Here is a 19,541-nt window from a genome sequence, read left to right as displayed (position 1 = left end):
GACCTCCTGAAAATACGCTATACCACCTTCTATAATACTGCAAAAAAACAAAATATTTGCTCCTGACATTGTAGTTTTGAAAAATCTCTAGGCCCCTCCTCGGAGAGATCGTTTCGGCAGAGTCCGTTCGAGCCCGTATTTTCTAGCTGCCGTCGTGTGGTACGAAAGGGGCGACAGGATGTCGCCCCTTTCGTACAGGAGAGCCCCGACGTCCCTCAACGAAACCATTTATCGTAGAGGATCCTCCGGGCCTCAACCACCACGGAGTCGACCACCTTCCTCAGATCTTCCTCCCCCTTGGGAAGCACCACTCCATATCTCTCGGTGGTAACCATACCCTCGAGAGCCACCAGACCGTCGTACCTCTCAGCCGCAGCGATAACTATGGTGGCATCGGAGAGAGCACCATCAACCCTCCCAGCCCTCAGGGCATCCACGGTCTCCTGAGGACTATCCATAACCACAGTCTGGGCTGCCAGATCCCTCTTGGCCGTCTCATACCCGGTGGAACCGGCCATCACCGCGATAGTCTTTCCCTCCAGATCGAGAGGGGTCTCGTAACCGTCTTCCTCTCTGACCAAAAGCTTCTGTCCCGTGTAAAAATACCAGTCCGAGAAATCGCAGGCTCTGGTTCGACTCTGCCTTATGGTTATGCTGGCGATCGCCATATCGTAACGACTCCAAGGATAACGGCTGTACCAGGCCAGAGCTATAAGACCGTCCCATGGAACCCTGACGAAGCGGACGTCCACTCCGATCTCCTTTGCTATCATCCTGCCCAGATCGACGTCAAAACCGACGAGATCGCCATCCTCGACGAAGAAAAACGGCTCGTTCTCGAAATCGCCGACAGCCACAACCATCTCGCCCCGTTTTACTATATCGTCCAGTCTGTCTCCGGCCCAAGCGCAGGAGGCGGAGAGAAAAACCGTCAAGAAAACCGAGGATATAAACCTCACAGAAGCACTCGTTTTGAACATATTGAACATCGCCGATATCCCTCCCTACTACCATTTAAGCCCGGCCACGAAGATGACCAGGATACATATCGGAGCCACGAAACGGAGGATGAAAAGCCAGACCTTCTTTCCCCTAAACGGCCTGGCACCTTCGTTGGTGATGCCTTCTTCCGCGACTGAGGGGACGACCCAACCGAGAAAAACGGAGATGAGAAAGCCGACGATCGGCATTATCAGATTGGAGGCGAAAAAATCGGCTGCGTCCAAAAAAGAAAGTCCGAAAACATTTATCCTCACCGCCCCCTGAGACAGGGCGGAAGGGATTCCGACCAAAGTTATGAGACACCCCAAGAAGATCGTCGCCCTCCGCCTAGCCCAACCTAGACTGTCGATGAGATAGGACACAGCCACCTCGAGAAGGGATACCGACGATGTCAGGGCCGCGAAGAAAAACAAGACGAAGAACAACGCCGACCAAAGCACTCCTCCGGGCATCCTGGAGAAGACCACCGGCAAGGTTATGAAGGTAAGTCCGGCCCCGGCCCCTGGTTCCATCCCGAAGGCGAAGAGTGAGGGAAATATTATCAGACCGGCCATCAGGGAGATCAAAAAGGTGAGAAGGCAGATCTGAAGACTGGACTTGGGTATATCCGAATCCTCAGGAAGGTAACTGCCGTAGATTATCATGGCCCCGATACCGAGAGAGAGCGAAAAAAAAGCCTGCCCGAGAGCTGAAAGGAAGACCTCTCCGGTGACCTTGCTGAAGTCGGGCTTTAAGAAAAAGGCGACACCCTCCATGGCTCCCGGCAGAGTAACCGACCTCCCTATCAAAAGCAGCATCAGGACGAACAAGGCTGGCATACAGAAGGTACAGAGCCTCTCGATACCTCCACTGACCCCTCGGAAAACGACGAACACGGTCGCCCCCATAAAGAGACACTGGAAAAAGACCATCTGAGTCCCGCTGGATATGAAATCCTCGAAAACCCTAGCTACCTCGCCGGCACCGGTGACCTCCATAAGCCCGAAAAAGGACTTGAAGATATAGGCGATGGTCCATCCTCCTATGACACCGTAGTAGGATAATATGACGAAAGCCGCCACGACGCCTCCCCAACCGACCAGCGACCACCTCCGTCCGCCCAGTTTCCCGAAGGAACCTACGGCGTTCAGCTTTCCCTTTTTGCCTATGACTATCTCCGCCATCATCAGGGAGATCCCGATCGAAAAAACAAGGACGAGATAGACCGCCACGAAAGCGGCTCCTCCCGATTGTCCCGCGATATAGGGAAACCTCCAGATACTTCCCAACCCTATGGCGGAACCTGCGGCGGCAAGAACAAAACCTATCTTACTGCTCCATTCGCCCCTGGACGATTCATCCTTCACGATAACGCCTCCTTATGATAGAAATTTAGTCAGACTACTCACACAAGAAGTGTATCATAGCTCATAAAGCAATAAAAAAAGACTAAAAATAAAGAATATACGGTTTATTGCATCTTGAAGCATTCATCATATCGAAAACAATCCACCAGGTGATCGTTGACCAAGCCTGCCGATTGGATCAGAGAGTAGATTATGACCGGACCTACGAATTGGAATCCCCTCTTCTTCATATCTTTGGAGATCCTCCTGGACAGCTCCGACTCCGCCGGGACCTGAGAGAGAGACCGCCATCGATTTTGAATAGGCTTCCCTTCGACGAAACCCCATAGATATTGGGAGAAACTTCCCTCTCTTTCCTGTAAATCCAGAAAAGCTCTGGCGTTTTTCACGACCGATCGGACCTTTAGCCTGTTTCTTATTATTCCTCGATCGGTCAGGATCTCTTCTATCCGTCGCTGGTCGTAGCGGGCCACCGTCCCAGGATCAAATCGATCGAAAACCCTGCGGTACGCCTCCCTTTTTCTGAGAACCGTTATCCAGCTGAGACCGGCCTGCGCTCCCTCGAGACAGAGAAGCTCGAAAAGCGCCCAGTCATCCCTCAGAGGGACACCCCATTCACTGTCGTGATAAGCGACGTAGAGTGGATCTTCCCCGCACCATGGACATCGAAAGATATCGTTCACTAAATTCGTCCTCCCGACTAAAATCTAATACTAAAAGAACAGAGTGGAGGCGACCCCAAAGGGCAGCCTCCACTCTGTCTTTATACCGCAAGTTCACATTATGCCGTATTTTTTGAAGGCTTCCACTGTGGACATGCCTTCGAAGATCTCCCTGGCCACAAGGTCCTCGCCTCTGGATTTCTCCAGGGCCCTCTCCAGGACCTCGTTCTCGACGGACCTCGGTATTATGACCACTCCTCCGTCGTCGCCGAACACCAGGTCGCCGGGCTCTACCACCACACCGTTGGTAAAACGGATGGGACAGCGATAATCCACAGCACGACCTCTCTGCCCCTGATCCTGGGCGTAGCTTCCTCTCGAGAAGACCGGCAGGCACTGCTCCAATACCTGGGAGGTATCCCTACTATATCCGTCCACCACGGCACCTGCAGCCTTGAGATAGCTGGCTCTCATGGTCATCAAACCGCCCCAGAGGGCGTAGGAAGGAGACGATCCGGTACAGATATATACCTCTCCCTCCTCGAGACTGTCCAGAGCCTCGAAGATCAGTCCGAAAGGCTCGTCTCTGTCTTTATGACCCACCCTGGTTCCATAACAATCGGCCTCCAAGACTGGCATGGCTCGGCCGACTATCACCATTCCCTCCTTCAAGGGACGGATCCAGGGAGGCAGAAACTGACATGTACGGCCCATGGCGTCCATGACGTCTCCGCAAAGAGCGGTGAAAAGCTCTTCCCTCATGATCCCGAACAGCTCGGAATCAGTCATTACGACACCTCTAGTCCTCGGCCAAAGAGACTATGGCGGCCGCCATTATCTTGGTACTGGTCATCATATTCTCGATACTCCAGCACTCGTCAGCCTCATGTATGTTGGACGGCTCGCCCGGAAGGATCGGACCGAAGGCCAATACGTTCGGCATGGCTTTGGCGTAGGTTCCTCCTCCGATGGACATAGGTTTGTCGTCCATCCGACCGGTCTCCCTACGATAGACCTCCATCAGATTGACCACCAGTTCGGAGTCCTCCGGCATATAGAGAGGCTCGTCCTTTCTCATGGACAGGATCTCGAATCCAGCATCGGAGAAGGTCTTCTCGAGGGTCTTTACCATGTCCTCGGTGCGATAGCTCACGGGGAACCTCGGGTTCAGGCTGAAGACTACCCTGTCTCCCTCGGTCTTCATGGTGCCCCAGCAGACAGAGGTGTATCTGGATACGTCGTCGTAGACGCAGACTCCCAGGTTCTCTCCGTGACAGTCGATTCCCACGTAGCGATCCAAGGCGGCCAAGGTACGCCCCTGCTCGCCGGTAACACCAAGTGTGAGCAGGACCTTTACCAGCCAGGCCACTGCGTTGACTCCCTGCTCCGGAAGACTACCGTGGGCAGGAACTCCCTCCATGGACAGCAGGAAACGGCCCTCTCCCTTATCCTCCAAAGACAGTTTTGCCCTCTCCGGGCCATGCCAGTTCGATACGGTGTACTTGACCCTTTCGACCATATCGGCCTTCACGAGAATCTCCGCCTTGGCCACCGAAGGCACCGAGTTAGGCGCTACGCCTCCGTCGAAGGAAACCACCTGGATGTCTCCTTCCGCCTTGAAGGGGGCAGAGAGTCTGGCTATGACGATACCTTTTTCTCCGTTTATCAGAGGGTACTCCGCATCGGGGGTAAAGCCCGCGACGGGGAGATCCTGTCCTGCCTCTACGTAACGGGCTACGGCCTTGCTGCCACTTTCCTCGTTTGTTCCGACCAGGATCCTAATCCGTTTCTTGAGGGGAATCTCGAGATCTTTTATGGCCTTTAAAGCATAGAGAGCGCAGATCACCGGACCCTTATCGTCCATGACTCCTCGACCGTAGAGTTTGCCGTCCTCTATTTTGCCCTCGTAGGGATCACAGCTCCAGCCGTCTCCCTCGGGAACCACGTCGACGTGACCGAGGATGGCCACCATATCGGCATCGGGATCTCCGAACTCGGCCCAACCGACCATATCCTCGAATACACCGGTTTCGAAACCGAGGCGACTGGCTATCTGAACGAAGTTATCCATCGCCGCTTTAGGTCCGGGACCGAAGGGAGCTCCCGGCTCGGCGGGACCTTCCACGCTTTTGACCGCTACGTTTTCCCTGATGGCCGCGACGATATCGTCCTTCATGGCATCGATACTCTGTCTAAGTCGTTCCACGTCTCTACCTCCTAAAATATTTCGATAAAATTCACCGAATTCGATTATAGGGGATATCCGACTTGGTCGGGATAACACTTGTTTACAAAACCGGGCAGGTCTCCCTGATTATGGAGAGTCCCGAACTGGTTCCGAAGACATCTCCTCCTACCACTACGAACCTCTCCAGGTCGGCCATAGATCTCACACCTCCGGAGACCTTTATCCTCTTCTCGCCCATCATGGTCTCCGCTAAAATCCTGACCTGGTCCTCCGTGGTGGGGCTTCCGCAAAAACCGGAAGAGGTCTTGACGTAGTCCAGCCCGTCGACGCCGGCGCAGATACGGCCGATTTTACGTATCTCGTCTTCGGATAGAAGAGGTGTCTCTATTATAAGCTTGAAGACCCTGTCCGAAAGCCTATCGGACAGACCTTTTATCTCGTTTTCCACGTAGTCCCACATGCCGGATTTCAAGGCAGACAGGTTCAGCACCACGTCGAAATCGGTAACCCCCGCCCCCATTTCCATATAATGATCTATCTCGGTCAACTTCACCCCAAGGGGATGATACCCCAGGGGAAAACCGATTACGACGGATACCCCTGTTTCACTATTCTCCGTCATGGAGACGGCATGGGCTACCATCCAAGGAGGGACCACCACCGTACGGAAACGGGCCTCCACCGACCGGGAGACGAACTCCTCTACCTCGACCACCGACACATCCTGACGGAGAAGGGTGTTATCTATCGTTCTGCAAAGATCCCGCAACAAATCCAAGACATCGACCTCCTTTTATCATCGGATACATAATATCCCTTCCTCCAAAAAGGAAACAGGGACGAGGGTACCGTTATGGAGAGTATAATGGCTCATGAATCGGGAAGGAGAGATAATTTTGAGGTTGAAAGAAATCGACGAAATACGCCGCTGGTTCGACAACTACGTGGCCTCTTTCTACAGCACCTGCGGAAGACTTCATCAACTGGATTTGAAGGAAAGGCACAGCCACAGGGTCGCGGAAAATGCCGGACTACTGGCGGACGAACTCAGATGGGATGAATCGACCAGACACCTGGCGGTTGCGGCCGGGCTCCTCCACGACCTAGGCCGATTCCCTCAGTATCTGGACTACGGCACCTTCTACGACTTCAGGTCTCTGGATCACGGAGACAGAGGAGAGAGGGTTCTCAGAGAGGATTTCCCCGGGGACATTATCGACCCTATCGAACTGGAGCTTATCGCCTTCACGACGAGAGAACACAACAAGAAGGATCTTCCGGTAGGACGCACAGAGAAAGAGATGGAACTTCTGAAACTAATAAAAGACAGCGACAGGATAGACATCTTCCGGGTGGTCCGAGAGCACATCAAAAGAGGGGAGACCGACTCCATATACCCAGGGATAGGACCGGAGGGGCGGTTCACCCCAGCGGTACTGGACGAATTGAGAGGTCACGGCAAAGCCCGCTACGACCAGTTAAGGACTCTGTCGGACGTGCTGCTGTTTCAGCTCTGCTGGATCAAGGACATGGCTCACCCTCAATCGGTAGAGCTCCTAAGGGACAGAGGAGACCTAGAGTGGATTCTGGACCGCCTGCCGGAGGATTCCACCGCCGCAGAAATCCTGGGATCCCTGAAGGGGTCCATGCTGCCATCGCAGACCTGCCGATGATGTTGACAGCTCGTACATTCTTATAGATAATCCTTTTTATAGATTCAAGGCATAACGGAGGAGGAAAAAAAATGAGAAAGACGACGATTTTAATAGCTTTATCGGCGGTCTTGGCGATGGCCTCTATCTCGTTCGCACAGACGGATAAACCCCTGAAGGGGCAGAGCATCAGCATTTTCGCCGCCGCCACCGGCATAGACGAAACCTTCGCCGAGTTTACCAAGGACACGGGGATCAAGGTCAACTATCTGGAGATGTCCTCCGGAGAGGTACTCACCAGGCTCAGGGCTTCCAAGGGCAAAAACCTGGCGGACGCCTGGTTCGGAGGCGGAGTCGACAGCTTCATGGTCGCGGGCCAGGAGGGATTCCTGGAAAGCTACGTCTCTCCCGAGGCGGAGAAGATCCCCGAGAAATACAGGGATCCCGACGGATTCTGGACCGGACTGTCCATGGTGGCGGTGGACTTCATCGTCAACAAGGATATATTGAGGGAAAAGGGACTTTCCGCCCCTAAAAGCTGGATCGACCTGGGCAAACCGGAGTACAAGGGCGAGGTGATGATGAGCAACCCGACCATATCCGGCACCAACTACTCGGTTATCTTCGAGATCCTCGAGATATTCGGAGAGGAAAAAGGCTGGGAGGTCATCCGAAACATCGACGCCAACATCCCGTTCTACACAAAGAGAGGCTCCGCTCCGCCGAACAAGGCGGCCATGGGCGAGGTGGCAGTCGGCATAGACCCCTATGACGTGGGAGTCAAACTGATAGCTCAGGGTCATCCGGTGATCTCCATCTTTCCCAAGGAAGGCACCCCTGGGTCGCTAGCGCCTATCGCCATAATGAAGGGCGCAAAGAACATGGAGGCAGCTAAGGCCTTCGTCGACTGGTGTCTATCCAAGAGGGGCCAGGAGGTCCAGATGGCAAACACCGCAAAGGTCGGGACCAGGCCGGACGCGGAGGTACCGGAGTATCTCAGGGGACTGAAAAACGCCAAGATAATCCTGGTGGATCCGATAAAATCCGGAGAAAAACGGGAGGAGATACTTGGCAGATGGCAGAAGGAATTCGGTGAGAAAGCCGAGTAGACACGCAAGAGGGGCATCTCAAGATGCCCCTCTTTTGCCGTTCGTCCTTCTCTCCGTCGGGGTGTTGGCATTCGTACTGTGGCCTACAATCGCAATCCTAAGGGAGAGCCTTTATCCCGACGGCAGCTTCAGCCTCGCCTGCTATGAAGACCTCATCGTAAAAAACTACGGCCTGATCGAAAACAGCCTGTTCATAGGGTTCTGGACCACGTTGTTCGCCCTGGCAATCGGACTATGCTGCGCCCTCTACGTCACCCACACGGACTATCGCGGCAAGAGAGTCGTTCTGGCGGTGCTCATGATGACCCTGATATCGCCGCCATTCATGTCCTCTCTGTCCTACATCATGCTGTTCGGCAGGAGAGGGCTGATATCGTGGAAACTGCTGGGACTTCACTGGAACCCCTACGGTCCTCACGGCATAATATTGATGGAGTCGGTGGGATTGGCCTCCATCGCCGCCTTCCTCATAATGGCGGTGCTCAAGGGGATGGACAAGGACCTGGAGACGGCGTCGCTGGACCTCGGAGCCGGAAAAGGAGCTACCCTGACGAAGATCACCCTCCCCCTGGCCAGACCGGGCATAGTTACGGCGGGACTGATAGTATTCATAAAATCTCTGTCCGATTTTGGAACCCCTATATTCATAGGAGGGAACTACAATGTCCTCGCCACTCACGCCTACACCACGGCAGTGGGATCCTACGACCTTCCCAAGGCCGCAGCCATATCCGCTCTGCTGCTTCTGCCCGCCCTCGTAGCCTTCGTGATATACAGAAGGCTTATGGGAAACAAATCTCTCTTCTCGGTGAAACCCGGAGGCGGAGCATCGTCCAAATTCGGCCTTCCAAGGGCACTGGGAACGGTCATATACCTAGTGGTCTGGAGCTACGTCGCCTTCGAGATCGCCAAATACGGAGCCATCTTCTGCGGTGCCTTCGTGAAGACCTGGGGAGTGGACTTCTCCCCCACCTACAGACATATGGAAGCCCTGAAGATAGCCAAAATGGGCAGCTTGTTCAGGAGCCTTAAGTACGCCTTTACGGCGGCGACGGCGGCGGGGCTCATGGGGGTACTCATGGCCAGATACCTTGGACGTTCCGAAGGTCCTCTGGCCAGGATGATAGACTTCGTGGCGGATCTGCCCTTCATTCTGCCGGGACCGTTTTTCGGCATAGCCTATCTCCTGGCCTTCAACTGGATGCCAGAGGCGGTACTGGCCTCGGGATTTCTGATAGTCACGAACTGCGTCTACAGACAGCTCTCCATAGGTATAAAAAGCGGGATATCCGTCATGGGACAGATCAACCCCGAACTGGAGGACGCGGTAAGGGATCAGGGAGGAGGCCCACTGACAGCTCTCAGGGACGTGACGATTCCCCTGATGGCACCGGCCTTCGCTGTAAGCTTCATAAATACCTTTACCTTCACCATGACCACCGTAGGGGGAATAATATTCCTGATAACCCCCTACACGAAGGTGATGACCGCGGAGATGTTCGAGGCCATACAGAGCGGCGACATAGGGGCGAGTTCCGCCATGGCCTCCGTCATAGTGGTTGTGACTATGACTGTAAATTTGATATTCTCCCGATTGGTCCTCGGAGGGAAGAAACGGGAGGTCCAAAATGTATCTTCAGCTAAACAATCTTAAAAAAATATTCGATGAAGTTCCAGCGGTGAACGGGCTTTCCATCGACATAGAGGAAGGCGAGATGGTTTCCCTGGTGGGACCTAGCGGATGCGGCAAGACCACCACTCTCAAGATGGTAGGAGGCTTTGTAAGCCCAGATGAGGGCGCTATCACCCTGGACAGAGAGGACATCACGGAGCTTCCCCCGGAGAAGAGGCCGACCGCCACGGTCTTTCAGAGCTACGCCCTCTTCCCACACATGACGGTGCTCCAGAACGTGGCTTACGGATTGAAATTTCGAGGAATAAAGAAAAAAGCGGCGCTGAGGACGGCGGAGGAGATGCTCGAGAGGGTCGGACTTACCACGTCGCAGGAAAAGACGATACATCAGCTGAGCGGAGGAGAGCAACAGCGTGTGGCACTGGCCAGAGCGCTGGTGATCCGTCCCAAGGTGTTGCTGATGGACGAGCCTCTCAGCAACCTAGACGCCAAGCTGAGGATCAGGATGAGATCGGAGATCAGAAGGATTCAAAGGGACATGGCAATAACGGCCATATACGTCACCCACGACCAGGAGGAGGCACTGGCCCTCTCGGACAGGATCGCCGTCATGGAAAAGGGAATCGTGGCCCAGACCGGCACACCCTACGAGATATACAGCCATCCCGATACCTCTTTCGTGGCGGATTTCATCGGAAGGAGCAATTTCGTGGATATGGGCGACGGCCGCAGAGCGGCCATTCATCCGGAGGACGTATCCCTCTCCTGGGACGGAGGAGACTTCACCGGAACGATTATCGGCCGACAGTTCAAGGGTGCCATGACCACCTACTCCGTAAGGGTCGGACAATCGACGATGGAGGCCGACGTTCTCAGCAGAGACGACCCGCGATGGGACGAGGGAAATCCGGTGCATCTAAAGCTGAACAGGGACAAGCTGGTCTATCTGGACTAGCTTGTCCCTCCTCTTTTGGCCATCAAGGTGTAGATCGAGACCGACACCACTATGATCAGTCCGTATATAAGCCTGGTCCAGAACCCGGCCAGCCCGGCACTCACTATGCCAGCCTCTATGATGCCTATCATGGCGGCCCCTATCAACGAACCGTATATGGTGCCCTCTCCTCCATAGGCCGACGTACCGCCCACGAAGACCGACGCGAAGACCAACAGCATGTATCCCTCGCCCTGGGTCGGCCACCAGTTGGCCAACTCCAAGGTGGACAACATCCCGGCGAAAGCGGACAATACTCCCATCAGAACGAACGCCAGTATTCTAACCCGCTCCACCGGTATGCCCATCATGGCGGCGGCACGGCGGTTGTCTCCGACGAAGAGCAGTGAGTCGCCGAAACTATGCCGGTTTAGAAGCAAGGCCAGACCCAGGGCTATCGCCAGACACCACAGAAACTGGGCCGGGATCTCGCCGCCCAGTCTCCCGACCAAAAGAGAGTGTAGGCCGTTGCCCCTTATGGAAGCCAGGCTCACCGCGACCCCGTCGGACAGAAGCAGGACGAGGCCACGCCAAAAAAACTGGGTACCGATGGTGGCGATTATGGACGGCACCCCTATTCGAACCACAACGAGACCGTTGGTCCAACCGATGAAAGCCCCCGAGAGAATCGCGGCTCCGAAGGCAAACCAGGAAGACCCGGTCCGAACGAAGACCTCGGCGAAGAGATAGGCCGACGCCGCGGCCACAGAGGGGAAACTCAGGTCCATGTCCCCGTCCACCACGAGAAGGGTCATACCCATGGCGAGGACGGCGGTAACCGGAATGGTGGACATGAAGGACCGGTATATCCTCATACCGGTAAAGGTCCTGGGGCTGGCGATGGTAAAGGCGAGCAACAACCCCGCGAAAGCGAGGGACACCAGGATCTGAAGTCGATAGCGTTTCAGGACAGCTCCCATCACGAGGCCTCCCCGTTCACCAGATGGAGCATGGCCTTCATCAGTTCGTCCACCGTCACCTCGTCCCTCGGATAGGAGGACTCTACCCGCCCTCTATCCATGAGGACGAATCGATCCGCGACCTGTGCCACGTGCCCCAGATCGTGGCTTACGACGACGCAAGATCGCCCGTCCTCCTTTATGGAACGTATGAAGGAGAGCACCTTGGAGACCTCCCCGAGAGAAAGAGCCGTAGTAGGCTCGTCCAACACTATTATCTCCGCCCCGAAGTACATGGCCCGCCCTATAGCAAGGCCCTGCCTCTCCCCTCCGGAGAGGGTCCCGACGCTGGCGTCTGGGTCAAGCCCCACCCCTCTAAGGCCCAGGACAGACGAGAGAAGATCCATGGTATCCCTTTTCTCTCGGGACACGTCGATAACCCCCCACCGGTTCGTCAGATGTCTTCCCATGAAAACGTTGCGCCAAAGGGGCTGCTTCTCTCCCAATGATCTCTCTTGATAGACCGTCTCTATGCCCAACGAACGGGCACGAGCTACGCCGTAACGATCCAGATCGATATCCTCCCCCGAGACGGACATGGTTCCGCGATCGGGACGATGGACCCCGGAGAGCACCTTTATCAAGGTCGATTTCCCGGCGCCGTTGTCCCCCAATAGGGCTACTATCTCCCCTCTTTTCAGGGAGAAATCCACCCCTCTGAGGGCCTCGACGTGACCGAAAAACTTGACGATCCCCTTCATCTCCACCAGCTTATCCAAATCCTCACCGCCTTCATGACGATCGCGACGGGGACGGAAGCCAACGCTCTCGTCCCCGTTCGGTTACGTTCCTTATATCAGGATATCAGCGAATACCCTTAGCCGCCAGAGGCGCTATGACATCCACGTTCTCGGAGGACACGAAACCGCCGCCTGTGTCTATTACCAATCCTCCGAAACCATACCTCTTGGTCTGGACTATCTGAAGCACCGACAAATACCCCAGCAGATATGGCTGATGTTCCGATACCAAGGTCAGGTAGCCCTCCTCTATGGCGGAAGCCGTAGCAGGGGAGAGGCTGAAACCGGCGGTAAACATCTCCCCTGGTTTCACCCCCGAGGCCCTGAGAAAGTTTCCAACCTGAGAGGTCAAAGCCCCGTGGTCCATGATCATGAGCTTGCAGTCCGGATGGCTGGACAGATAGCCCGTAACTATCGGCGTCCCCAGGGCGGTGTCCTTGTCCACCTCGGGGGAGATCTCCAGATAATCGACAACCATGCCGGCGTCCTCCAAGGTCTTTATTATGGCCCTGGCCCTGCGTCCCCTGTTTTTGAGCCTCTTGAGCCCCCACACGAAAGCCCGATCACCTTCCTTGAAGTCACCCCTCCGGAGAACCTCCTTAGCGAGATCCTCACCCTGCTTCCATCCGTCGGGCCCTATGTAGCCGAAACCCTTGGACTGGAACATCGGCTGAAGACGGGGCAGCTCGGTATCGATGGCGGTTACGATTATCCCTCTGTCGAAGGCTTCCTTGACCAAAGGCTCGTAGGCGTCGTCCCCCGGGGAACCGTAGATCACCATGCCGTCGGGATCCATGGCCATGCCGTTTTTGAAGTTCTCCAGCATCTTCTCCGGATTCCAGTCCGAGTACACCAGCGTAAGCTCACAACCGAGATCGACTGCCGCCTGCTTGGCTCCCTTGGCCACCGTGGTATTGTAAGGACCTCCCACGGGACCACCGGTATCGAACCAGATCTTCATTCCCTCTCCGCTGCGGGCGGTGCCGGCCGAAGACACTCCGGCGGTCATAACGGCAACAAGACACAGCATCGCGATCAGCTTGGACAAAACTCTCATGATATCTCTCCTCTCCATCGATAAAGAAATCGATCCTAAAAAATCACAGCATCTCCAAAAAGGCGCCTATCCTGGTGGCGAGCTGGCCTATGTCGCTCTTGGAATAATCGGTCTCTACGGACATATAGGGCCGTCCGGTTGAACGGACCAGCTCTCTGACCTCGTAGGTCTCCACGGCATAGGTGTGGCAGGCCTGAAGGACCACCTCCACCACTCCATCAACATTGTAGCTTTCGATGAGGTTTTTCAGGTTATCCATCCGGGAAGTATTGGGGGTCATTACGGAGCAGCCTACGTTGAGATATTTATCCGTCAGAGCCTCCATAGGAGGCCTGTCCTCGTCCACCAGGAAACCCAACTCCTTGACGCCTCCACAGTTCTCGTAACAGACCACCACTGCTCCAGCATCCTCTATGGCGTGGATAACCTTCTGAGCCCCTCCCAGAGGACAGCCCGTTATCAATATCCTCGGGGCGTCCTTGCCAACCCGCCTCTCCCCTTGGTCGTAGGCCTCTCGGATCTGATATACCAGGTTGCCCAACCAGGGAACCAGCTCTTCCTTGTGGAAATGGAACTCACAGTATTCGGAGATGAGGAACTGCTCCCTGCCGGTTATGGCGGGGGGATCCAGCCTGGACAGTTCCCAAAGGGAGTTCAGGGCCATACGCTCCCTGTTTCTAAGAGCGATCCGTTTGGAGATCGCCTCGTCGTCTATAGTTACGGAAAAGGCATCCTCTAGACGAGCCTTCAGACGATCCAATTCGGACCGCCATGCGGAACGGGCCACGTCTCCCTCGGCGGTCTGAGGCAACATCATCAGATGGAGGGGCTTCATCCTCGACATAAGCTCGTACATCTTCTTCTTGCCGTCACATGTACTCTCCGCTATTACCATATCGCAGAAATGAAAGTAGGGACATTTATCGGTCAGGGCGTAGCCGTAACTCGATTTTATCAGAGGGCAGAGATTCCTGGGCAGATGCTCCTCCGCCGCGGTTATCGGGTCCTCCCCTCTGGCGCACAGTGTGGCCGGAATGGCCCCTGCCGCGGTGATAAGCTCCCAGGGAGCGAAGGTACAGTAGGTTCCGACGATAGGACGTCCCTTCTCGGACGCCTCCTTCACCTGAAGGACCCCGTCTTTTAAATGAGCCTCCACATCGGCCAGCAGTTCGTCTATCCTCGACACAGACTTCATCCTCCTCACAGTTCGGAGGCTATCAAGGCGGAGCCAAGAGCTCCGGCGTAATGAGAGTCTCCGTAAGTTCTAACGTCGCAGTTCAGCTGCCCCTCCAGAAGAGAGACCAGGGAAGGACAGCGGGAAACCCCGCCGGTAAAGCCCACGACGGGCTTTACCCCCATACGCCCCAACATGGAGGAGGCCCTGACTGCCACCGACTCGAGCAACCCCAAGGCCACCGCATTCTTACTGATTCCTTTGGCCAAATGGCTGACGACCTCGGATTCGGCGAAGACGGTGCACATACTGGAGATCTTCTGCATCTCTCCATCTGGATCCACCGCTCCGAACTCCTCTATGGGATACTCCAGCAAGGTCGCCATTACCTGAAGAAAACGGCCGGTACCGGCGGCGCATTTATCGTTCATCATGAAGTCCAAAACCCTGCCTTGATCGTCCAGGAGTATCACCTTGCTGTCCTGACCTCCTATATCCAGAACGGTACGGATCTCCGGGTCCATGAAGTGGGCCCCTCTGGCATGGCAGGTTATCTCCGTGACCGCCTTATCCACCTCCACGAAGGACTTTCTGCCGTATCCGGTGGAGACCACCCGGTCGATCCTGCCTGGCGACAACGAGTTCCTTTTCAACAGGGACTCCATGGCCCTATGCCCCGCCTCTGAGGGATTCCAACCGGTGGGCTCCAGATGCCGGTCCACTATGTCTCCGTCGAACAGAACTGCCTTGGTTCCCACCGAACCTATATCGACACCTATGGTTAGCAAAGGATCACCCCTATCGGTAATATTATTTATTTACTTTGATTATGATCCAAGCGAATAGTATATAGGTCACGGATAAATGAGTCAACTGCGTCATGACCGATGGCGACAGGACTGATATACTTAAAAAATAGAGTGGACCCGAGAGGAGGGAGACCGATGTCTAGAATTATGGTGGTGGACGACGCCGCTTTCATGCGTATGATGTTATCCAACATGCTCACCAAGATGGGACATGAAGTGGTGGCCGAAGCGGACAACGGGAAAACGGCCTTGGAGATGTACAAAAAACATTCTCCCGACGTGGTCACTATGGACATAACCATGCCTCATATGAACGGCATAGAGGCGGTAAAGGGCATCATAGGATTCGATCCGAAGGCGAAGATAGTGATGGTAAGCGCCATGGGACAGAAGGAAATGGTAATAGAGGCGGTAAGGGCGGGAGCGAAGGACTTCATCGTGAAGCCCTTCAAGGAAGACGCGGTCTGGAAGGCGATAGAACAGGCCATGGGAAGCTGAAAAACGAGGTGGGGACATCTTTAGCCGGATGTCCCCACCTTTTTTATCTTTATCCGATCGTTAAGACAACGCTACACGTCCAGATTTTGGACCTCATGGGAATGAGCCTGAATAAATTCCCTTCTGGGCTCGACCTTGTCGCCCATAAGTATGCTGAAGTACTCGTCCGCGGCCAGGGCATCGTCCACCTCTATCCTCTTCATGACCCTGTTTTCAGGATCCATGGTGGTCTCCCAAAGCTGCTCCGGGTTCATCTCTCCCAGCCCCTTATACCTCTGAACCCCTATCTTCTTTCCCGTGTCCTTATGGCTGTTCATGAACGTACGAAGGTCCTTGTCGCTGAAGATATACTCCGAATGTCTGCCGATCTGAACCCTGTAGAGAGGCGGCTGGGCGAGGTATATGTATCCTCCCTCTACAAGCTCCTTCATGTAGCGATAGAAGAAGGTCAGGAGCAAGGTGCTGATGTGAGCTCCGTCGACGTCGGCATCGGTCATGATTATTATCTTGTGATACCTGAGCTTCGTTGTGTCGAAGTCCTCCCCTATTCCACAGCCGAGGGCCTGTATGATGGTCCTTATCTCCTTGCTGCTGAGAATCCGATCCAGGCGGGCCTTCTCCACGTTGAGGATCTTTCCCCTCAGGGGAAGGATGGCCTGAAAGGCCCTGTCCCTGCCCTGCTTGGCGCTTCCTCCGGCACTGTCTCCCTCGACTATGTAGACCTCGCAATTTTCCGGGATACGGCCCGAACAGTCCGCCAGCTTTCCCGGCAGGTTCAGACCGGTCATGGCTGTCTTGCGAACGAGCTCTCTGGCTTTCTTGGCAGCCTCCCTAGCCTGACGGGCCTTGACCGCCTTGTCAACCACGGGCTTAAGGACGGAGGGGTCCTCATCCAGGGCCACCAAAAGCCCCTCGTAGACGATGGAATCCACTATCCCCTTGACCTCGCTGTTGCCGAGCTTGGTCTTCGTCTGCCCCTCGAACTGGGGGTCGCCGAGCTTAACCGATATTACGCAGGTTAGACCTTCCTTGAGGTCCTCTCCTGACAGGTTGGCGTCCTTGTCTTTGAGGACCTTATTCCTCCTGGCGCTCTCGTTTATAGCCCTCGTGATGGCAGAACGCAGCCCTATGACGTGGGTTCCGCCCTCCATGGTGTGGATAAGGTTGGCGAAGGAAAACAGCCTCTCGTGATATCCGTCGTTGTACTGAAGTCCCACCTCGACGAAGATGGAATCCCTCTCTCCCGACACCACTATGGGCTTAGGGAAGAGAGAACTCTTGTCGCGGTTGAGGTATTCCACGAAGGACGCCAGTCCTCCCTCGTAGTGGAAGGTCCACTCCTTTTCCTCTCTGTCGTCGATCAGGGTTATCTTCAGTCCAGGAATCAGGAACGCCATCTCCCTGAGCCGGTTCCCCAGGATCTCGGCGGAAAAGCAGACCTCCTCGAAGATCTCGTCGTCGGGCATGAAGTGGACGGTCGTTCCGCTTTTATCCGTCTCGTAACCACCCTCCAGGTCGGTCACGGGAATGCCCTTCTCGAACCTCTGTCCCCAGGTTTTGCCGTTCCTGCATATATCCAGCTCCAGCCAGGACGAAAGGGCGTTCACCACCGATACGCCGACTCCGTGCAGCCCGCCGGAAACCTTGTAGGTATCGTTGTTGAACTTGCCTCCGGCGTGCAGAACGGTCAAAACGACCTCGCAGGCGGGACGTCCGTTGGAGGGGTGGGGATCGACGGGGATGCCTCTGCCGTTATCCGACACGGACACGCTTCCGTCGGTATGTATGGTCACCTTTATCTCGGAACAGTAACCGGCCAGAGCCTCGTCAACGGCGTTGTCGACGACCTCGTAGACGCAGTGATGAAGTCCCCGGGTCGCGGTGTCTCCTATGTACATCCCCGGGCGCTTGCGTACCGCTTCCAAGCCCTCGAGAATCTGTATGCTCTGTGCCGTATATTGAGACTGGGCCGAAGTTGCCGTCATATATTCATTCTCCTTCCTTTCGGGAAACCAGATCGGTTCGCCTCGGAAAACAGCGCCGTGCCAGAGTATCCGGTCTGAAAACCGAATGCTCCACGGTCCCATCGTCGCGATATATACATGTCCCATCTCCGTCCTTGACGAGAGCCACTACCGTCTCGAGTGACAGGACGTCTTGGGATTCCAACATCAAAAACATAGCATCCCCCTTTCGGGAACACTGTCCTCAACCGATATATTATAACTCAACAGAGGAATATATAGTAACAGGGCTAACGAACTCCCTCGGAGTCGAACTTCGTCTTGAACCAATCTCTGACCTCTCTGGGTAGAACCCTGAAGCCGAACCTCTCCTTGGTGAGCCATAGATAGTAATCGTTGGAAAAAGACGAAGCCAACCCTTTTATGGACTTGCCACGATTCTCCTTGAGAAGCTCGTAGGTGTTCTTGAACTCCCTGTCCTCGTCGGCATCCCACCTGAAGGTCGCCAGGGAATAGGCTACAGCCCTCTCTGCACTGTAGCTGGGGAATAGAGGCAGCATGAAGGTATTGTCCGTCCAATCGTACGTTCCGTATCCCTGACCGGGAACTATTACCACCCGGGGAATTCCATACATCCGTACCCTGGGAACCCTTAGCATGTCGTTGTCCAGAGGTACTAGACGGTTCAATATCTCCGACACGGCCTCAAAGGTCAGAGGAGGTTGATGGGACTGTTGACACAGAGGCGACGTGTCGGTTCGGGCCATTCCGGCCATCTGAGCCGCTATCTCCCTTTTAACCTTCAAAGCCTCTTCCATCTGGACCAAACGATCTCCGTCCGATTCCGTTCCGAACTTAGCGGAACCTCTCTCAACCGCTTTATCCCAACGGTCCATCTCGTTTCTTATGTGTATGGTCACCGATCCCAAGAAAACGACGTCGTCCAGAAGCCCTTTGAGCTTGCGCCTCTGGCTATCCTCGAATCCCTCCACCGATCGGACGGCCCTCGTGAGGATCGACTCTATTTCCTTCCTGGCATAGAAGAAAGAATTAGCCCCATCCACGACCTCGTTGTATTCCTTTTTCTCCAGCTCTCTGAAATAACGGGTCCTCATATGACGTTCAAGAAAAGGTTCCAGGTTCTTCTCCAACCTGTCGACCAGTTCGTCCGCCTTTTCCTTGGGACATTCGGGAATCTGAGGCAACATGGCCCTCAGAGAAAAGGCCGCCCTCTTAAGAGCCCCGGAAAGCTGGGCCTGATATCGTTGAAACTTGTCACCGAACCTTCCGACACCGCTTCTTTTATCTCTGTTGTAGAGTAAGGCGTATTTCTCGATCCAAAGATCCGTGAAGGAAAAATAACGGAACATATCGTCCGGTATCTCCTGGTCCAGCCAACTTGGCAGATCCTCGTTGAACGGGGTCACGCCGGGGGAGAGAAAACCGCAGTCCAGGAAGAGCCTCTCCTTAGAGGAAAAAGAAAGAGACACCGGAAGTGTCTTGATCATGGCGATAAGTATCTCCCTGAAGATCTGCCAATAGCGATCGGACATGGAGTTCCATAGCTTTCTGGCCTTCACTCGGGCCTCTCTCTCCGAGGATTCCTGATATTTTTTGTATGCCCCTATGTCTTTACCGTAATCGGAACAAAGGGTCCTTATTCCTTCCTCCTTTTTCCATCGCTCCACGAGAGCGGAAAGCACTACCTCTTGAACCAAGGGGGACTCCCCTTTCATAGTTAGATATATACGTTT

Annotated in this window: 19 protein-coding genes; 5 read left to right on the top strand and 14 right to left on the bottom strand. The window is 54.8% G+C overall.

The annotated features are described in order from the left end of the window. Positions 1-215: 215 nt before the first annotated feature. The 6 genes from DPEP_RS12825 to deoC all read right to left on the bottom strand — a co-directional run bounded on the left by DPEP_RS12825 (position 216) and on the right by deoC (position 5,976). Positions 216-980 (bottom strand): ABC transporter substrate-binding protein, encoded by a 765-nt coding sequence (locus DPEP_RS12825; protein WP_198003051.1) that lies wholly within the window; start codon positions 978-980, stop codon positions 216-218. A gap of 27 nt (positions 981-1,007) precedes the next feature. Next, the gene (locus DPEP_RS06575) at positions 1,008-2,348 is read right to left on the bottom strand and encodes a sodium-dependent transporter (RefSeq protein ID WP_005660681.1); all 1,341 of its coding nucleotides are present in this window, start codon (positions 2,346-2,348) and stop codon (positions 1,008-1,010) included. A gap of 104 nt (positions 2,349-2,452) precedes the next feature. Then, a complete protein-coding gene (locus DPEP_RS06570) occupies positions 2,453-3,031 on the bottom strand; it encodes a DNA-3-methyladenine glycosylase I (protein WP_005660679.1) in 579 nt (192 codons plus the stop codon). A 93-nt stretch (positions 3,032-3,124) separates the two neighbouring features. After that, entirely contained in the window at positions 3,125-3,799 is a 675-nt protein-coding gene (locus DPEP_RS06565; RefSeq protein WP_005660677.1) for an RraA family protein, read from the bottom strand. Positions 3,800-3,809: 10 nt separating this feature from the next. After that, entirely contained in the window at positions 3,810-5,216 is a 1,407-nt protein-coding gene (gene pepV / locus DPEP_RS06560) for a dipeptidase PepV (protein WP_005660674.1), read from the bottom strand. 82 nt (positions 5,217-5,298) lie between these two features. Beyond that, entirely contained in the window at positions 5,299-5,976 is a 678-nt protein-coding gene (deoC, locus tag DPEP_RS06555; protein WP_005660672.1) for a deoxyribose-phosphate aldolase, read from the bottom strand. A 118-nt stretch (positions 5,977-6,094) separates the two neighbouring features. On the opposite strand from deoC, the gene DPEP_RS06550 reads away from it, so the two are divergent. From DPEP_RS06550 to DPEP_RS06535, 4 genes are all read left to right on the top strand, one after another. Beyond that, positions 6,095-6,871 (top strand): HD domain-containing protein, encoded by a 777-nt coding sequence (locus DPEP_RS06550; RefSeq protein WP_005660670.1) that lies wholly within the window; start codon positions 6,095-6,097, stop codon positions 6,869-6,871. A 71-nt stretch (positions 6,872-6,942) separates the two neighbouring features. Continuing rightward, entirely contained in the window at positions 6,943-7,959 is a 1,017-nt protein-coding gene (locus DPEP_RS06545) for an ABC transporter substrate-binding protein (RefSeq protein ID WP_005660668.1), read from the top strand. Beyond that, the gene (locus DPEP_RS06540) at positions 7,919-9,613 is read left to right on the top strand and encodes an ABC transporter permease (RefSeq protein ID WP_005660666.1); all 1,695 of its coding nucleotides are present in this window, start codon (positions 7,919-7,921) and stop codon (positions 9,611-9,613) included. The genes DPEP_RS06545 and DPEP_RS06540 overlap by 41 nt, the downstream gene beginning before the upstream one ends. Continuing rightward, entirely contained in the window at positions 9,588-10,547 is a 960-nt protein-coding gene (locus DPEP_RS06535) for an ABC transporter ATP-binding protein (RefSeq protein ID WP_005660664.1), read from the top strand. Before DPEP_RS06540 ends, DPEP_RS06535 begins: the two co-directional genes overlap by 26 nt. On the opposite strand, the gene DPEP_RS06530 is transcribed toward DPEP_RS06535, so the two are convergent. The 5 genes from DPEP_RS06530 to DPEP_RS06510 form a co-directional block, all read right to left on the bottom strand. Continuing rightward, the gene (locus DPEP_RS06530; protein WP_005660662.1) at positions 10,544-11,506 is read right to left on the bottom strand and encodes an ABC transporter permease; all 963 of its coding nucleotides are present in this window, start codon (positions 11,504-11,506) and stop codon (positions 10,544-10,546) included. The two genes, DPEP_RS06535 and DPEP_RS06530, sit on opposite strands and share 4 nt — an antisense overlap. After that, positions 11,506-12,264, bottom strand: coding sequence for an ATP-binding cassette domain-containing protein (locus tag DPEP_RS06525; RefSeq protein WP_005660661.1), 759 nt, complete (start codon positions 12,262-12,264; stop codon positions 11,506-11,508). The genes DPEP_RS06530 and DPEP_RS06525 overlap by 1 nt, the downstream gene beginning before the upstream one ends. A gap of 85 nt (positions 12,265-12,349) precedes the next feature. Beyond that, entirely contained in the window at positions 12,350-13,342 is a 993-nt protein-coding gene (locus DPEP_RS06520; protein WP_005660659.1) for a sugar ABC transporter substrate-binding protein, read from the bottom strand. Positions 13,343-13,385: 43 nt separating this feature from the next. Then, positions 13,386-14,537 (bottom strand): double-cubane-cluster-containing anaerobic reductase, encoded by a 1,152-nt coding sequence (locus DPEP_RS06515; protein ID WP_040382460.1) that lies wholly within the window; start codon positions 14,535-14,537, stop codon positions 13,386-13,388. 5 nt (positions 14,538-14,542) lie between these two features. Continuing rightward, positions 14,543-15,304, bottom strand: coding sequence for an acyl-CoA dehydratase activase (locus tag DPEP_RS06510; RefSeq protein WP_005660656.1), 762 nt, complete (start codon positions 15,302-15,304; stop codon positions 14,543-14,545). A 156-nt stretch (positions 15,305-15,460) separates the two neighbouring features. On the opposite strand from DPEP_RS06510, the gene DPEP_RS06505 reads away from it, so the two are divergent. Next, on the top strand, positions 15,461-15,823 hold the full coding sequence (locus tag DPEP_RS06505; RefSeq protein ID WP_005660654.1) for a response regulator: 363 nt from the start codon (positions 15,461-15,463) through the stop codon (positions 15,821-15,823). A 71-nt stretch (positions 15,824-15,894) separates the two neighbouring features. On the opposite strand, the gene gyrB is transcribed toward DPEP_RS06505, so the two are convergent. From gyrB to DPEP_RS06490, 3 genes are all read right to left on the bottom strand, one after another. Next, a complete protein-coding gene (gyrB, locus tag DPEP_RS06500) occupies positions 15,895-17,808 on the bottom strand; it encodes a DNA topoisomerase (ATP-hydrolyzing) subunit B (RefSeq protein WP_005660652.1) in 1,914 nt (637 codons plus the stop codon). Between the two features lie 4 nt (positions 17,809-17,812). Continuing rightward, on the bottom strand, positions 17,813-18,004 hold the full coding sequence (locus tag DPEP_RS06495; protein WP_005660650.1) for a hypothetical protein: 192 nt from the start codon (positions 18,002-18,004) through the stop codon (positions 17,813-17,815). A gap of 73 nt (positions 18,005-18,077) precedes the next feature. Beyond that, positions 18,078-19,505, bottom strand: coding sequence for a hypothetical protein (locus tag DPEP_RS06490; RefSeq protein ID WP_005660649.1), 1,428 nt, complete (start codon positions 19,503-19,505; stop codon positions 18,078-18,080). Between the last annotated feature and the right edge of the window lie 36 nt (positions 19,506-19,541).

Source organism: Dethiosulfovibrio peptidovorans DSM 11002 (assembly GCF_000172975.1).
GTDB classification, from domain to species: Bacteria; Synergistota; Synergistia; order Synergistales; family Dethiosulfovibrionaceae; genus Dethiosulfovibrio; species Dethiosulfovibrio peptidovorans.
The sequence above is the reverse complement of the archived record's forward strand: the minus strand, read 5'-3'. Positions and strand labels throughout refer to the sequence as shown.

Coding starts and splice junctions, on each gene's coding strand:
- DPEP_RS12825 (WP_198003051.1), bottom strand. CDS start 980: ATGTTCAAAACGAGTGCTTCTGTGAGGTTTATATCCTCGGTTTTCTTG.
- DPEP_RS06565 (WP_005660677.1), bottom strand. CDS start 3,799: ATGACTGATTCCGAGCTGTTCGGGATCATGAGGGAAGAGCTTTTCACC.
- DPEP_RS06545 (WP_005660668.1), top strand. CDS start 6,943: ATGAGAAAGACGACGATTTTAATAGCTTTATCGGCGGTCTTGGCGATG.
- DPEP_RS06535 (WP_005660664.1), top strand. CDS start 9,588: ATGTATCTTCAGCTAAACAATCTTAAAAAAATATTCGATGAAGTTCCA.
- DPEP_RS06530 (WP_005660662.1), bottom strand. CDS start 11,506: ATGGGAGCTGTCCTGAAACGCTATCGACTTCAGATCCTGGTGTCCCTC.
- DPEP_RS06520 (WP_005660659.1), bottom strand. CDS start 13,342: ATGAGAGTTTTGTCCAAGCTGATCGCGATGCTGTGTCTTGTTGCCGTT.
- DPEP_RS06515 (WP_040382460.1), bottom strand. CDS start 14,537: ATGAAGTCTGTGTCGAGGATAGACGAACTGCTGGCCGATGTGGAGGCT.
- DPEP_RS06505 (WP_005660654.1), top strand. CDS start 15,461: ATGTCTAGAATTATGGTGGTGGACGACGCCGCTTTCATGCGTATGATG.
- gyrB (WP_005660652.1), bottom strand. CDS start 17,808: ATGACGGCAACTTCGGCCCAGTCTCAATATACGGCACAGAGCATACAG.
- DPEP_RS06495 (WP_005660650.1), bottom strand. CDS start 18,004: ATGTTTTTGATGTTGGAATCCCAAGACGTCCTGTCACTCGAGACGGTA.